This window comes from Mycetohabitans sp. B3 (genome assembly GCF_021498065.1).
GTDB lineage: Bacteria > Pseudomonadota > Gammaproteobacteria > Burkholderiales > Burkholderiaceae > Mycetohabitans.
The window spans coordinates 95,237-111,332 of record NZ_JAHLKN010000020.1 but is presented as its reverse complement, the minus strand read 5'-3'; the positions used below and the strand labels follow the sequence as shown (position 1 = coordinate 111,332).

Below are 16,096 nucleotides of genomic sequence, written 5' to 3'. Positions count from 1 at the left end.
CCCAACCCGGCGCTCATGCCGTCGCTTACCATGAATCATTCATTTTCGACCGTCCGCGACTTGCTGCGCTACGCGGTCACCCGCTTCAACCAGGCTCAATTGGCCTTCGGCCACGGCAACGCAAACGCTTATGATGAAGCCGCGTATCTGGTGCTCCATACACTACACCTGCCGCTCGACACGCTGGACCCATTCCTTGATGCACGTCTGCTGGACGACGAAATCGGCGTGGTACTCGACATCATCGAGCGGCGCGTCACGCAGCGGTTACCAGCCGCCTATCTGACACACGAAGCTTGGCTGCACGGCTATCGCTTCCATGTCGACGAGCGCGTGATCGTGCCGCGTTCGCTCATCGGTGAATTGCTACTCGAGCGGCTGTCGCCGTGGATCGACACGCCTGACGAACTAGGCGCGGTGCTCGAGTTGTGCACCGGCTCTGGCTGCCTTGCGATCATGGCGGCCGACGCGTTCCCCTACGCCGAGATCGACGCGGTCGACCTGTCAGCACACGCGCTGCAGGTCGCGCAGCGCAACGTCGATGACTACGACTTGAATGAGCGGATCACGCTATTCGAAGGCGACCTGTTCGCGCCGCTGCCGCCACGCCGATACGATTTGATTTTAGCCAACCCACCTTATGTCAACGAGAGGTCGATGCAAGCATTGCCCGCCGAATATCGCCATGAACCGGCCATGGCGCTGGCGGGAGGCTCCGATGGCATGGACATCGTGCGCCGGATCATCGGCGCTGCGCGCGACTGGCTGACCGACGACGGCCTGTTGGTCGTCGAGATCGGCAACGAGCGGCACTACGTCGAAGCCGCGTTCGGCAGCCTGCCGCTGACGTGGCTGCCGACCCACGCCGGCGACGACAGCGTCTTCTTGCTGCGTGCGGCAGACCTGCCGCATCGCAAATCATGATGCAAGACAGCCCTGTCATGATACAGCACCGCTGAACAAAAGACGCAACCGCACGCTGCGGCGCCACATCGCCCCGAGACACGCGCCGTTGCGGCATGCACACCACATCGGCACTGCCGAAAAAAAGCCATGACAGGTAAGATGCAACGCATGCCGCACTGCGCGAGCCGTCAGCGGCTCGCTTTCCCGCATGCAATTAGATTGGCTCCATCTCGGTACATGGGTCGCTTGTGCGCATATGCTCGGCGTCATCGCCGCCTGCCATGCGATTCTCCACACGCGTACGTCGCAAGGTGCGATCGCATGGGCGGTTTCGCTCATCGCGGTGCCCTACCTGACGCTGGTTCCGTACCTTTTCCTGGGGCGTAGCCGTTTCGAGGGTTATGTCGACGCGCGACGCGTCGAGTACGAAGCGATCCGGGAGCGACGTTCGGACCTGGTCGGCGACATCGGCACGCAATCCGACGCGCTGGACAGCGCGCCGGTCGATCGGCTGGGCGTACAGACGATCACCGCACTGTCGTCGCTCGCGCGCATGCCGTTTTTGGCCGGCAACCACGTGCGCACGCTGGTCAACGGCAAGGCGACGTTTGCGGCGATCCTCGACGCAATCGACGCAGCACGTCACTACGTGCTTGTCCAGTTCTTCATCATTCGGGCCGATACAGTCGGCGACATGCTGCGCGATGCGCTGCTGGCTAAGGCGGCGCAAGGGGTGCAGGTGCATTTGCTGTATGACAGCATCGGCAGTATCGACCTGCCGGTGGCCTACGTCAGCGCGCTGCGTGCCGGTGGCGTGCAGGTGCATGCGTTCGCCACCAACCGCCGCTTCGTCAACCGCTTCCAGCTCAATTTCCGCAATCACCGCAAAATCGTCGTCGTCGATGGCGAACGCGCCTTCGTTGGCGGTCACAACGTCGGTATCGAATACCTGGGCGGCAAACCACCGTTATCGCCGTGGCGTGATACGCACATTGAAGTGCGCGGGCCCGTGGTGAAGCAAATCGAATTCGTGTTCGTCGAGGATTGGTTCTGGGCCACGCAGCGACTGCCCCATACCATGCCACCCGTTCGCCCATGCGGTGGCAACATGCATTGTCAAGTCATCGCCAGCGGTCCGGCCGACCACCAGGAAACCTGCTCGCTGTTCTTCGTCGCAGCGATTCATGCGGCACGCGAGCGCATCTGGATCACCAGCCCTTACTTGATACCCGATGAGGCCGTATTCGCCGCCCTCAGGCTCGCCGTGATGCGCGGCGTCGACGTGCGCGTGCTGATTCCGTCGCGTCGCGATCATATCGTCGTTTTCGAAGCCTCCCGGCTTTACGCCCATGACATGGTGCAGGCGGGCATCCAGGTCTTCCGCTATCGCCCCGGCTTCCTTCACCAAAAGGTCGTGCTAATCGATTGTGTCGCCGCCGCGATCGGCAGCGCAAACCTCGATAATCGGTCATTTCGCCTGAACTTCGAGATCATGCTATTGACTGTCGATTCCACGTTTGCCGCCGAGGTCGCGGCCATGCTCGAGGCCGATTTCGCGTTGTCTGATCCAGTCCAAGCCAGCGAACACGCGCGCACGCCGGCGTGGCGGCGCATGGCGATGCACGTCGCGCGGCTGTTCGCGCCGATTCTATAGCGGCGCGGGCTCGATGCGATGACCGGGTAACCGGTACGCAATCGAAGCCAGCCACCACACGATCGCTCACGGCGGAACCATCGTGTGCTGATTTGAACGCCTCCAGGCCTTTATGGTGACCCTGCCCCATCGTCGCATGCGCAGCCGTGAACCGCTTGATCATCGCGCGCATCGCCATCCGGCAAAGTGCGCAACGACGCCGTACATTGCTCGGCGACGACATGTCCCGCTGCTTCAAACACGCACTAGTGCCGGCCCAATGCCTAAAGAGTCTTGCTGCACTGCAACGCATCCTTTTATTTCGGCACCTGGACCTTTATATAAAATAAGTGTTCGACACCTCTCGCTCGTTGAGCACATCGCGCTCCAACACCGTGTCATGTGCATGGATCGACTGGTTCAACGAGCCGATCCATGCACGGCGCTGCTGAACATCAACAGTAGAAACGTGGCGGCCAAGGGCAATTTCAATGCTAGCTTCGTCATGCTCACTGCTCCAAATTAATGGTAACGCCTACGGATTTGATCGCATTGCTCGTACAAATCGACCCATCGGATCTATCTTCGAAATGCCGACGTTACCGTCCTTTGACGGCGTGGTCCCGGATGACTTTAGTGTCAGGCCACAAAGTGTTTGCCAAACCGCAATCTTTTCCTAATAGCTGTACACTGTCCGCCAGATTCCGCTTTGTACAAGCCATCCACGCGAAACACCGTACTTTTTGCCACTTACCATTAAGGTTGCCCGGTCCGTCGAATGACCGGACATAGAGTAGCGTGCAGCCCTGCCGGGTGATCGGGTCCGGAACAGGCTGCCGCCGAGCTTGCGTTTTGACGGCTTTGATCCGTCCAAACCGAACCGCCACACACAGCGCGCCACCAGCGTCAGCTGCACAGGAAAGGAGAACCAATGAAAAAGCGAGCGATGACCATTGTGGCCTTTAGTGGCCTTGCCGCGAATGCCGCTTGGGCACAGAGCAACGTCACGTTATATGGGGCCGTGGACAACGGAATTGGCTATCAAACTAGCCAGACAGCGCCGGGCTCTGTCAATGGCGGACGGTCGGCCATCAAAATGGCCCACGGCGTCTGGTTAGGCAACCGCATTGGCTTTAAGGGCGACGAAGATCTTGGCGGCGGGCTGAAGGCCTTATTCACGCTGGAAGCCGGTTTCAACGGCGCAAACGGTGACGCCCTATTCGAAAAAAACGCTCAGTTCGGTCGGCAAGCATTCGTGGGTATGGCACATCCTGAGTTCGGGACCGTGACAGCGGGCCGCCAGTACACGGCTTATTACACCTTGCTCGCGCCATATAGCCCAACGACGTGGCTCACAGCGTACGGCTCGCACCCGGGTGACATCAGCTCCCTTAATCTAGCGTACCGCACGAACAGTTCGATTGTCTATATGTCCCCCAACCTCAATGGACTGAAGTTCGGAGGATCGTATGCATTCGCGGGCGTGCCCGGCAGTGCGTACCGTGGTTCGACGTGGAGTGCGGGCGTGCAATATATCAACGGACCGTTCGGTATCGCTGCGGGATTCCAACGCGTCAATAACGCCGCTGTCGGCGGCGGCGAGTGGGATGCGCAATCGGCAACCAACTCCAACGGCAAGCCCCCCGTGTCGGCGATCAACTATGGGTATCAAACCGCGCAGGCACAACAACGCGTCGGCGTGACAGGCGGGTGGAAATTTACGCCTGACTTTGATGTTTCGCTATCTTATGCGAACACACAGTACGTGCCCGGTATTCTGTCGCATTTCCGTAACCAGGCCACATTCAATGCGGCGGGTGTAGTGCTGCACTGGAAGCCGAGCCCGATGTGGGATCTCGCTGCCGGCTACAACCATGCGCGCGCAAGTAAGGCCAACGGAATCGAGCACGCAGCACGGTATAATCAGTTCAATTTGTCACAGTACTATAGCCTGTCAAAGCGTACCGGTATCTACATGGTGCAGGCTTACCAACGCGCAAGCGGCAATACGTTTAGCGTTGCACCGGACGGCACCACGGGCGTAGTCAAGGCCACCGCGTCGATCGGCGATGCGATGAACGCTGCGCCCTCGTCATCGCAGAGTCAGTTTGCCGCCGCCGCGGGGATCGTGCACCGGTTCTAAGTTGTCACGGTCTTCATCAAAGCGCTGACAGCTTTTTCGAAGCGCTGATAGCTGTTCGTTAATGGCAGCAGCGGCGCCCACATGGCTGCGTGTCCGCGCGGACACGCAGCCGCGCAGAAAGCTGCGTTACGCGGTCAACCGATGGTCTCGCCATCCGCTAGTCAGTGGGCAGAAGCCTTCGGTCGTCGTCACCCTCCCATCACGTGCGTCGGCCGACAAATGCAAGAAGGCGCACCAACACGTAGGCTGACAAGTTCAGCCGCGTCAAAGCAACTTCTCGATATCCGGCTCGATCGCGTCAGGTTTAGTGACAGGCGCATAGCGCTTGATTAGCCTGCCTTCGCGATCGATTAAGAACTTGGTGAAGTTCCACTTGATCGCCTCGGTCCCGAGCACGCCGGGCGCTTCCTCGGTCAGATAGCGATACAGCGGATGCGCATGGGCGCCGTTCACATCGATCTTGTCAAACATCGGGAACTTGACCTGGTAGTTTTTCTCGCAAAATGCGCCGATCTGCTGCGCGTCGCCCGGCTCCTGCTTGCCAAACTGGTTACACGGAAAGCCCAGTATCTCCAGGCCGCGCGCCGCATATCGCTCATATAAGGCCTGTAACCCCGCGTATTGGGGCGTGAACCCGCATTCGCTGGCGGTGTTGACGATCAGCAGAACCTTGCCGCGGTAGCGCTCCAGGGAAATGTCGTCGCCCTGCAGCGAGCGCGCGGAAAATGAATAGAGCTGGCTCATCTGGATTCCTTGTACGAACACGAGATAACACTCGCAGTGTAGAGCAACTTCGGACTGCCCGGCATCGGCCGGATGCACGACTGTCCGATGCCGGGCCGATCTACAATAATGACTTTCCACGCATTCCCATAATAGTCCTGCCGTGATCCGCTTCAACCAACTCAGTCTGTCGCGCGGCACGAAGTCGCTTTTCGAAGGAGCAACCTTCACGCTGAATCCGGGCGAAAAAGCCGGCCTGATCGGCGCAAATGGCGCGGGCAAGTCAACGCTGTTCGCCCTTTTACGCGGTCAACTGCAGCCGGATGCCGGCGAACTCGCGCTGCCGCCTTCATGGCGCATCGCGCATGTGGCACAGGAAACGCCCGCGGTCGAGCGCAGCGCGCTCGACTACACGTTGGACGGTGACACGCAATTGCGCGACATCGAGGCACGTATCGCCGCAGCGTGCGCCGACGACAATGGCGCCGAGCAAGCGCTCGCGCATGCGGCACTGGCGGATGTCGACGGCTATTCGGCCCCAGCGCGCGCACAAGCGCTATTGCTCGGCTTAGGCTTCACGCTCGAACAGACGCTGGCGTCGGTCGCCAGTTTCTCCGGCGGCTGGCGCATGCGGCTGAACCTCGCGCAGGCGCTGATGTCGCGCTCCGACCTGCTGCTGCTGGACGAGCCCACGAACCACCTGGACCTGGACGCCATCGTATGGCTTGAAGACTGGCTACATCGCTATGCGGGCACGCTGATCGTCATTTCGCACGACCGGGAATTTCTCGACTCGGTATGCAATGTCACGCTGCACCTGGAACAACGCCAGATCAAGCGTTACGGGGGGAACTATAGTCAATTCGAAGTCCAGCGGGCACAACAGCTCGCGTTACAACAAAGCGCATACGAAAAGCAGCAGCGCACGATCACGCATCTGCATAGCTTCATCGACCGATTCAAAGCCAAGGCCACGAAAGCTCGGCAAGCACAAAGCCGGATGAAGGCACTCGAAAAAATGGAGCGCATCGCGCCGGCGCACGCGTCGTCACCGCTCACGTTCGAGTTTCGCGAGCCCGCATCCGCACCGAACCCGATGCTCGTGATGGAGCAGGTTCGCTGCGGTTATCCGTCGGACAGCGGCGGCACGCCGGCTGTGATCGTCGACGACGTCAACATATCGATTCAGAGTGGCCAGCGCATTGGTTTGCTCGGTGCAAACGGCCAAGGCAAGTCGACATTGATCAAAACGCTGGCTGGCACCCTAGCGCCGATCGGGGGTGTCGTACGCAACGCAAAAGGATTGACGATCGGGTACTTCGCACAGCACCAGCTCGAGACGTTGCGAGAGGACGACACCCCCCTGCAGCATCTGGCACGGCTTGCCCCGGACACGCGCGAGCAGGAGTTGCGCGACTTTTTGGGCAGCTTCAACTTCGGCGGTGAAATGGCCACCACGTCGATCCGCCCGTTCTCGGGCGGCGAAAAAGCCCGTCTTGCCCTTGCGTTGATTGTCTGGCAACGCCCGAATCTGCTGTTGCTGGACGAGCCCACCAACCATCTGGACCTTGAGACACGCCATGCGTTGACGATGGCGCTGGCCCAATTCGAAGGTACGCTGATCCTAGTATCACACGACCGGCACCTGCTGCGAGCAACCACCGACCAGTTCATGCTGGTCGCCCAGCATCGAATCCAATCCTTCGACGGCGACCTTGACGACTATCGTGACTGGCTGCTGCAGCACGCGGCCGAGCAGCGCGAAGCGGTCAAGCGGGCCGGCTCGCAGGCCAATGCGCGAACAGCCGACCCCAGCACGGCGCGGCGCGGCGACACGGCCGGCCTCGCCGGTGCCGACACGTTGATCAATCGCAAGGAGCAACGCCGGGCCGATGCCCAAGCCCGCCAAAAGAGCGCACAGCTACGCAAACCGCTGCAGAACCAGATCGGCAAGATCGAGCACCGGATGGACGCGTTAAACGCCGAGAAGGCGTCGCTCGACGCACTCATCGCGGCGCCGACCAGCTACGAGCCGTCGCAAAAGGCGAAGCTGACCGACGCATTGAAACGCCAGGCCGAAGTCGCGGACCAGATTGCCACGCTCGAGGCCGAATGGCTTGAATTGAACGAGGCGCTGGAGCAAATCGGCTGAACGCGACATTGTGCAATCGGCGCGTTGTCGCCTGTCGTGCGCCGCGTGCCCGCTCTCGCATCGCGTTACCGCCCTGCATGGCGCACCGCGTCACTGGTGCGCAACCCAGCTCAACGCCGCGCGTAGTCGATGCGCTGCACCCCCCGCTCGGTGCCAATCAGACATAGGTCGGCGCCGCGCGCGGCAAACAGCCCAACGGTCACGACGCCGGGCCATTGGTTCACGTCGCGCTCAAGTGCCACCGGGCCGTCGATGGCGAGCCCCTTGACGTCAATGATCTCATTGCCATTGTCGGTGATATACGGCGTGCCGTCTTGTTTCACCCGCAACACCGGCACGCCGTCGGTCGCCTGCGCGATCCGGCGGCCGATCGCCACACGCGCCATCGGCACCACTTCGATCGGCAGCGGGAACGCCCCGAGCGTGGGCACCAGCTTGCTGCCGTCCGCGATGCAGACGAATACGTCGGCGACCGACGCGACGATCTTTTCGCGTGTCAACGCACCGCCGCCGCCCTTGATCATCGCGCCATGCGGGTCGATTTCGTCTGCACCGTCGACGTACACCGGCAGCGATTCGACCTCGCCCAGCTCGAATACACGAAACCCGTGCGATAGCAGCCGGTTCGTCGTGGCAACGGAACTCGATACTGCGCCGCGATACCGTTCGCGACTGCCAGCCAATGCATCGATGAAGCAATTCGCGGTCGAGCCGGTCCCGACGCCAATCACCGCGCCCTCGGGCACTTGCTCGTTCACATAGTCAGCGGCCGCCTGGCCGACGAGCCGTTTGAGTTCGTCTTGAGTCATCTAGAAAATACGGCAGAAAAATACAAGGAACGCAACAGTGTAACCGAGCGGCCGCGGCGCGATTCAATGCATATCGTCGCCGGCCGCCGGCAGCGTCATGGCCGGGATCATCACGCGATAGTTATCGAGCGGTGCGCACACAGTCGCCTCGCTTTGCGCATCGGCATCACCGCAGCATAGTTCGATGGCCCGAAGCGCGTTTAGCACCCGCACAGTACACGGTGCGTCGGCAGCACCGAACTGGCCGCTGGGTCGTTTCCGCGAACGTGAACTATCCGCGTTATGCAGCGCCAATAGAAGACGCGCCCAATCAGCGGGATCCGCTGTCATCGGCCGCATGATGTAGTCGGGCGGCAAGTGTGACGCCGCCCGTCGGTTAAGTCCGATTTCGAGTTTTAGCTTCGGACGCTGCTAGGTGCTTTTCCCTCAAACAGCAGCGGATGTGACGTATCCGCTGCACGAGCGACTATGAGTATCCCCTCGTTGACTATCCCCTCGTCATCCGGCGCCGCAACAGCAATACCTGTTAGCGTTTGACTAGAGTATGAGCAAGACGGAGACTCGTCAAACTTCAATGTCAGAGAATACACGTCCCCAAAAGTACGAGGCGCGATCGTTCCTTTCGCCCTGCACGCGCCGCTATTAAACGCTATAGAACCGTCAGTCTCAACGGAAACCTCAGTAGCACTACTCGTATGTAACCCTTGGGTCGTGCCTGTGTAAGCGCCTGCTATCGTGGTAAGTGTGGGCGTCCGCTCATAGTCCGCATTATATCGGGTAGTAAAGGTAAAGCTTGCGTCGCACGCATCCGGATAGACCGATGTACCATTCAACCAATCCTTTGGCGCGTAGGTTGCAGAAATAGCAACTTTCTGTGTTTTCGAACGCGTCAGGTCATAGTCGATCACATCCGACGATGACAACGTGCCGCCCGAGGCTTTCACATTGCCCATGAGTAGCCCGCCGGGCTCCAAGTCGCCCTCGCTCCAGTAAAATGCATAAAATGAACCATCATCAAGAATCAAAGCGGATAGTTTCTGATCCTTGTCGGTTACACCCTCGTATAACCCCTGCACGTCCGTTACAGGACTGGATATATTGCCACTCCCCCCTCCACAACCGTATTGCGTAAAAGCCACAATTAAAGCAGCAATAGCAAGTAATTTATTGCACTTGGTCAATGATTATCTCCGTTGTCCATACTGCGTAAATCCCCTTTCATAGCACACTTCATAGCCTGATTGAAAGGAAAGGTACCAACTTACACCCGGCCCTCAATAAGCTTAACATCGTTCGCAGTTTGCCCAAATGGCTACATCCGTCTTTACATTGTGGTAATCGGCAGAAGCAGTCGGATTGACGTAAAATAGGAGATCTTTAGAAAAAGAAGGATAGGGAACTCGACATAAGCGACACAGCGCAGAAATACTTTGCCCTTCGGCCCCTAGTGTCCGCCGTTATGACTGGCCCCGTCTCTTTTGCTTCACTCGCGCCAGGCGTGCGGCACGCAGACGCGGCTTGCAACACTGTCAGCGAGCCTCCCAGCCGCGAGCGAAGAATGGGGTTGTGTCAACTAGGAACTCGACATTACCTGATAGCGTACACAAGCATAAAACGGCAAACAGATAGTGCACCTATGCGCACGCATTCGCAGCCTCAAAACAAAGCCGCAATACACACTGCAAATCATCGATTTTTAATGGGATTGCGCTGCCTGACCGCCTCAAACAAGCCAATGCCGCTGGCAACCGATACATTTAGGCTGTCGACACTACCCATCATCGGGATGTACACCAAGTCGTCACACGTCTCGCGCGTTAACCTGCGCATGCCCTCCCCTTCGGCGCCCATGACCAGTGCGACTGGACCATCAAGCGCGGTCTCGTACAGGCTGCGCGGAGCGTCGCCAGCCGTGCCGATCACCCAGACGCCGGCGTCCTTCAACTCGCGCAGCGTACGGGCAAGGTTGGTTACCGTGATGTACGGCACGGTCTCGGCCGCGCCGCTGGCTACCTTCGCAGCGGTCGAATTCAGTCCGACCGCGCGATCACGCGGCGCGATCACCGCATGCGCGCCGGCCGCATCGGCCACACGCAAGCATGCGCCGAGATTATGCGGGTCGGTGACCCCGTCGAGCACCAGCAACAGCGCGGGCCCGGGCAGCGCGTCGAGCAGCTCGGCCAAGTTTTGCGCAAGCGGTAGATCCGTCGCGCGCGCGACGACACCCTGGTGCCGATGCGTACCGGCCAAGCCATGCAACCGTGCATCCTCGGCGGCAATCAATCGAACCCCAGATGATTGCACCAGTTGCAGGAAATCCTGCATGCGGCGATCGCGCCGCGTCGGATCGTACAAGATCTCTTCGATACTGGACGAATCATGACGCAAGCGCGCCGTAACCGCATGGAATCCGTATAGAACCTTTAAACGTGCCATAAACGCTGCTTTCAAAAAAAAGTGCGGCGCACGCGATGCCAGTCCACAGCATCGCGCCTCGGAGCCGAGCGCGTAGCCAATGCGCCGACTACGGTGCCTTCATCGATTCGCCGTATTGTGACGGCCTTGCGTCCCGATCTATCTATCGCTTCTTGCTGCGCGTGCGGCCATTGGCGGCCGTGCCGGCCGATGAACGTTTCTTCGCCGCGGCGCGGGCGGCGCGCGCCTCTTTGACGTGGGGACTTGGCGCAGACGCCGCCTGCTTCACATGCGAACCGCCATCGGATGCCACGAGCGAGCGCACGCGCGGCTCCTGCCCGTTAGCGTTGACCGCAGCGCCACCGGTCGCCGGTATGCCGCGTACGCCGGCACGCGCCCCCGGCTTGGCCGACACCTCCCGCACCAGCCGAAAGTGGATCTTGCGCGCGTCCAGATCGACACGGCTCACTTGCACACGCACACGCTCGGACAGACGGAAGCGGATCCCGGTGCGCTCGCCACGCAACTCATTCTTGATTTCGTCGTATTGGAAGTAGTCAGCGCCCAGTTCGGTGACATGGACCAAACCTTCGATGAACAGCGAATCCAATTGCACGAAAATACCAAACGGCGTCACGCTGCTGATCATCCCGCCGTATTCCTCGCCCAGCTTGTCTCGCATGAAATAGCACTTGAGCCACGCTTCGACATCGCGCGAGGCCTCATCCGCGCGCCGCTCGTTGGCCGAACAATGCAGGCCGAGTTCCTCCCAGATAGCATCGTGCGAACGGTCCCCTGTATGCATGCGCTCGCCCTCTCGCTGCAACGCACGTGCTTGAGGCGCCAGCGAAGTGCTGAGCACGACGTCGCCGCAAAGTTGCGGCTGATATTTCTTGCCGGCCAGGATCGCACGAATCGCCCGGTGCGTAAGTAGATCCGGATAGCGACGGATCGGACTGGTGAAATGTGCATAAGCGTCATAGGCGAGGCCGAAGTGCCCGATATTGTCGGGACTGTAGACCGCCTGTTGCATCGAGCGCAACAGCATCGTTTGCAGCATCGATGCGTCCGGACGCTCCCGCACCTGCTTCATCAAGGCCGCGTAGTCACTTGCATGCGGCTTGTCGCCGCCGCCCAACGTCAGCCCGAAACCGCGCAGGAAGGTCCGAAGGTTCGCCAGCTTCTCCTCGGTCGGCCCCGCATGGATCCGATACAGCCCCGGATGCTTGTTGCGCTTGAGAAAATCGGCCGCGCACACATTGGCGGCCAGCATGCACTCTTCAATCAGCTTGTGCGCGTCGTTGCGCTGCCGCGGCAGGATCTGCTCGATCTTGCCCTGGGCGTTGCACACAATATAGGTCTCGGTTGTATCGAACTCGATCGCGCCGCGCTTCTCGCGCGCCTGCAGTAACGTCTTGAACACGCCGTGCAAGTGCTGCAGGTGCGGCAGCAACGCGCCGCGCTGCGCCGCCTCGGGCCCCTTCGTGTTCGATAAGATGGCCGCCACCTCAGTGTACGTGAGCCGTGCGGCCGAATGCATCACAGCCGGATAGAACTGGTATGCCTTGATGTCGCCACGCGAATTGATCACCATGTCGCAGACAAGCGTGCAACGGTCCACGTCCGGGTTCAGCGAACACAGCCCATTTGACAGTTTCTCGGGCAGCATCGGGATCACGCGGCGCGGGAAATACACCGACGTGCTACGCTCAAGCGCGTCATGATCGAGGCCATCGCCATCGGTGACGTAGTGGGACACATCGGCGATCGCGACCAGCAAGCGAAAGCCGTTCTGCCGGCCAATCCGGATTGGCTCGCAATAGACCGCGTCGTCGAAATCGCGCGCGTCCTCGCCGTCGATCGTCACGAGCGGCACATCACGCAAGTCCACGCGCTGGCGCAGATCCGCTGTGCGCACCTCGTCGGGCAGCTTGGCCGCCTGCGCGAGCGCCGCGTCCGAGAACTGGTGGGGCACGCCATACTTGCGCACGGCGATCTCGATTTCCATGCCAGGATCGTCGATGTCGCCCAGCACCTCGACGATCTTGCCGACCGGCTGCGAATGACGGCTCGGGAAGTCTGTTAACTCGATCGAGACGACCTGGCCGGACTTGGGCTTGACCTTGCCCGTCTGCGTCACAAGGATGTCATGGCCGATCCGCTTGTCCTCCGGCGCAACGATCCATGCACCGTTCTCGTTCAGCAACCGGCCGATGATTCGCTTGTTCGCCCGCTCGGTGACTTCAACAATGTGGGCCTCCGGACGGCCGCGCCGGTCATAACCCGTCACGCGCGCAAGCACCCGGTCGTTGTGCATGACCTTCTGCATCTCTGCATTGGACAGGAATAGGTCGACACCGGCGTCATCGCGAATCAGGAAGCCGTAGCCGTCGCGATGGCCCTGAACGCGACCGGCGACAAAGTTCGACGGATGCGTGAGCTGGTAATAGCCACGCTTGTCGAGCTTGATCTGGCCATCGCGCTCCATCGCGCCGAGGCGCTTGAAAAACCCTTCGCGCTCCTGGCGCTTGATCGCGAGTGCTTCGGCAATGTCATTGCCGGCAAGCGGCTGTTCGGTCGTGCGCAATACGCCGAGAATTTCTTCGCGGCTAGGAATCGGATACGGGTATTTGCTCAAAGCCTTGTCGATGAATGGTTATCGTGAATGCGCGCGACGCACGGATTGGCGTGTCACGCATCGTCACTGCCCGACCGATGCACAGTGGCGCCGGCCAACTCACTGGAGAATGATTCTAACACCGGGTTTGGCCGATGCAGGGCTGATGCGCTTGGTGCGCCGGCGCGGCGGACAGCGCGCACGTTGACACGGGTGAACCACCGGCTTACCGCTGGCCGGCTGAAAAGACAAAAAACCCCGTAAAATCTTTATTTTACGGGGTTTTTCGTACCACTTCGTCGTATCACGACAGCGCAACCGTTGGTGCCCAGGAGAGGACTCGAACCTCCACGGAGTTACCCGCTAGTACCTGAAACTAGTGCGTCTACCAATTCCGCCACCTGGGCGGCTTTGCTGCGTAATCAGCGAAGAACGCTATTATGCTGATCTGTCTCCATAGTGTCAACAATTACATAAAAAATTGTCGTGAGCGCATGAATTGTCCGAGTCTATAGCACGTAGTGTGTCCGGTTTTTGGGTGTTGTATGGAGCCACGCGTCAGTGATCGGGTCATTCGCGTGGACGCCGAGTGAAACGGGTGACGCGGGCCGCGCGGCCCGCGCCGGCCGCAGCCATTTCTCGGCCAATGGCCGCAGCAAGATAGGATTGCCGTTAATCGCACAGACGCCCGCTCCGGGCTGTGGGCGTATCGGGCATGTCCAGCGGCATACGGGCCACTGCAAGTCAGCCTCGATCTGCGGGCTACCCATGCGATCGACCTATTCATCTATCAGATCGTGCGAGAGACCGGCTCACTGTACGCAGCGCTAGGCGGACTCGACGCCTTGGTCTTCACTGCTGGCATCGACGAACGCGCGCAGCCAGTGTGCGCCCGCGACGCATTTCGCTGGCTCAGCGTCGAAGTGGATGCGCCGACGCCAACCGAGCGGATAGCCCGTGCATCTCCGCACTGAAACCAGCGCGCGTCGCGTCCAGCCCCCTCCCCGACATGAGATGCTGCACTCAACGCACTGCAAGCAATGGCTCAAGCGTGCGGGCCGTGCCGGCCAGTGAACGCAGCCACGTATGGTGCAGGTGTTGATAACGGTCAAAAATGCCGCATAAATTGCCCAAACGCACGCGCCCTGCCTCGGTCGTCTCGATGAAATTGTCCTCTAATGACAGCAGGCCGGCATTCGCGCAGCGGCACAGCACGCGGATCTCGTTAGCGAAATAGTCGGAAAACTCAATGTTGTGCGCCAGTTCGATCGCCTGCCGGTCAATGAAAAAATTGGTGGCCAGCGACTGGATGACCGTGCGACGGATCGCGTCGTCGGCCGACAAGCGCCATCCGCGCAAGCCGGGCGCGTAGACTTTGCGCCCTGCGATAGAACGCACGGGGACGGACGGGACTTCCTCCAGGTGCTGAAAATAGGCGTCGGCGGTGGCGCCGATCGCCCCCGGCCCGAGCGGCACGACACATTGCGTCGCACGCGAGGACAAACCGAACGGCTTGCACACGAGACGGCCAAACCGCTGCGCCGACACCAACGGATCGTCGCGCTGCGCGTAGTCGTCGATACCCAATTGCACGTAGCCGCACGCATGCAGCCGCTCGACCAGCGCCACTCGCTCGGCGAGCACATCGGCGCGTGTGCAACGCGTTTGCAGACGGATCCGCGTAGCACGCGCGGCGATCAATGCATCGAGCGTCTGGAGCGTGCCCGGCGATTGCGGCGCGCCCGGCGCGATGCCGCGCGGGCCGCATGGACCTGCACCGTACTCGAGCACCGCTCCTACGGATGCAAAACCGTGTGTGCGGGCCAGCGCGACGAGCTCGGGCAAACGCCACTGCTCGGCGTCCATTGGCCCCTGCTCGCCCACGTTCGGGGATAGCGCCGACGACCGCATGCCCCCACCAATGCCGTCAAGCCGCTGCATCGGCGCTGCGCCGCCGCGCAGTTCGAGATGCGCGAAGCCGCTCAATATCAACGTGTCGAGTAACGTCTCGTCGTGTGCGGCACGCCAATCGAGCGAGACCGACCAGCGAGCATCGCGCGCGAACGCGAACCGCTGCCGCAACAACGCAACGAGCCGCGCGGTGCCGCTTGCCCCGAGCAAGCCGAGTTCGCCGCTCCAGTGCAACTCCGCGACGCCGGATCGCGCCGGGTCCCATTGCCGGTGAAACGCGATGTCGTCGTCGATGCGGCGCGCAAACGCCAGATAGGCGGCATTACCGGGGGCAAGCGCCGGTATGACAACCGACAGCGCGATATGCGCCTTGTCCGTCCCCGCCCCGTCGATCAAGCCGGTGCCGCTGATGGGCGACACACTGGCGTAGCAAGCCGCCAGCGCCGCTTCGTCGAACGCGCCGACGAACCACCCGCGCTCCGGATAGGTCGCGTAACGGCGTAGCGCGTGCGGGTCCGCCTCACCAAGCATCGCGTCGCTCGTGCGCCCCTTCAAGATCCTGTTCTCCTTTTCGACTCCTCCGTCGGCGCAATTCGCCCGGGACAGGGGGTGCGCATCGAACCCCGATTCGTCTCGAACCACATCGCACTGGCAAAGCCCGCGCACAGCGCCGCACCCACACCGATCATCCACGTCAAATAACTCATTTTCCCTCTGGCATACGCCTCGTGAACTGGTTCGCCGCCCGGCAGGCTGGCTCGCCGGATGCCCGTCGTACAAAGCCGCA

At 60.7% G+C, this 16,096-nt stretch carries 12 protein-coding genes and 1 tRNA gene; 5 read left to right on the top strand and 8 right to left on the bottom strand.

Features of this window, described 5'->3' with window-relative positions:
• The first annotated feature begins 30 nt into the window (after positions 1-30).
• The 3 genes from prmB (at position 31) to KQH55_RS05590 (ending at position 4,682) form a co-directional block, all read left to right on the top strand.
• Positions 31-924: a 50S ribosomal protein L3 N(5)-glutamine methyltransferase gene (gene prmB, locus KQH55_RS05600; protein WP_235090354.1), complete on the top strand. Its 894-nt coding sequence runs from the start codon at positions 31-33 to the stop codon at positions 922-924.
• A 190-nt stretch (positions 925-1,114) separates the two neighbouring features.
• Positions 1,115-2,560 carry a cardiolipin synthase gene (gene cls / locus KQH55_RS05595; protein ID WP_076795016.1) on the top strand — a complete coding sequence of 482 codons (1,446 nt, stop codon included), beginning with the start codon at positions 1,115-1,117 and terminating at the stop codon, positions 2,558-2,560.
• A gap of 910 nt (positions 2,561-3,470) precedes the next feature.
• Complete coding sequence (locus tag KQH55_RS05590) at positions 3,471-4,682, top strand: porin (protein ID WP_076795011.1); 1,212 nt, start codon at positions 3,471-3,473, stop codon at positions 4,680-4,682.
• Positions 4,683-4,946: 264 nt separating this feature from the next.
• Here the strand turns inward: KQH55_RS05590 and KQH55_RS05585 are convergent, their stop codons facing one another.
• On the bottom strand, positions 4,947-5,426 hold the full coding sequence (locus tag KQH55_RS05585; RefSeq protein ID WP_076795008.1) for a glutathione peroxidase: 480 nt from the start codon (positions 5,424-5,426) through the stop codon (positions 4,947-4,949).
• A 142-nt stretch (positions 5,427-5,568) separates the two neighbouring features.
• Here KQH55_RS05585 and KQH55_RS05580 point away from each other — a divergent pair, with 142 nt between their 5' ends.
• Positions 5,569-7,557 (top strand): ATP-binding cassette domain-containing protein, encoded by a 1,989-nt coding sequence (locus tag KQH55_RS05580; protein ID WP_076795006.1) that lies wholly within the window; start codon positions 5,569-5,571, stop codon positions 7,555-7,557.
• Positions 7,558-7,667: 110 nt separating this feature from the next.
• Here the strand turns inward: KQH55_RS05580 and rpiA are convergent, their stop codons facing one another.
• The 6 genes from rpiA to KQH55_RS05550 all read right to left on the bottom strand — a co-directional run bounded on the left by rpiA (position 7,668) and on the right by KQH55_RS05550 (position 13,805).
• Entirely contained in the window at positions 7,668-8,366 is a 699-nt protein-coding gene (rpiA, locus tag KQH55_RS05575) for a ribose-5-phosphate isomerase RpiA (RefSeq protein ID WP_235090353.1), read from the bottom strand.
• Positions 8,367-8,429: 63 nt separating this feature from the next.
• Complete coding sequence (locus tag KQH55_RS05570; protein WP_139337343.1) at positions 8,430-8,705, bottom strand: hypothetical protein; 276 nt, start codon at positions 8,703-8,705, stop codon at positions 8,430-8,432.
• Positions 8,706-8,761: 56 nt separating this feature from the next.
• Positions 8,762-9,547 (bottom strand): hypothetical protein, encoded by a 786-nt coding sequence (locus tag KQH55_RS05565; protein WP_139337342.1) that lies wholly within the window; start codon positions 9,545-9,547, stop codon positions 8,762-8,764.
• Positions 9,548-10,052: 505 nt separating this feature from the next.
• On the bottom strand, positions 10,053-10,802 hold the full coding sequence (gene rlmB, locus KQH55_RS05560; protein ID WP_076794998.1) for a 23S rRNA (guanosine(2251)-2'-O)-methyltransferase RlmB: 750 nt from the start codon (positions 10,800-10,802) through the stop codon (positions 10,053-10,055).
• 142 nt (positions 10,803-10,944) lie between these two features.
• Entirely contained in the window at positions 10,945-13,419 is a 2,475-nt protein-coding gene (rnr, locus tag KQH55_RS05555) for a ribonuclease R (RefSeq protein WP_235090352.1), read from the bottom strand.
• A gap of 301 nt (positions 13,420-13,720) precedes the next feature.
• Positions 13,721-13,805 (bottom strand) — tRNA-Leu (locus tag KQH55_RS05550).
• A gap of 258 nt (positions 13,806-14,063) precedes the next feature.
• Here KQH55_RS05550 and KQH55_RS16665 point away from each other — a divergent pair.
• Positions 14,064-14,372 (top strand): hypothetical protein, encoded by a 309-nt coding sequence (locus KQH55_RS16665; RefSeq protein WP_373566367.1) that lies wholly within the window; start codon positions 14,064-14,066, stop codon positions 14,370-14,372.
• A 49-nt stretch (positions 14,373-14,421) separates the two neighbouring features.
• Here KQH55_RS16665 and KQH55_RS05540 read toward each other — a convergent pair whose 3' ends face one another.
• A complete protein-coding gene (locus KQH55_RS05540) occupies positions 14,422-15,864 on the bottom strand; it encodes a hypothetical protein (protein ID WP_235090350.1) in 1,443 nt (480 codons plus the stop codon).
• Positions 15,865-16,096 lie beyond the last annotated feature (232 nt).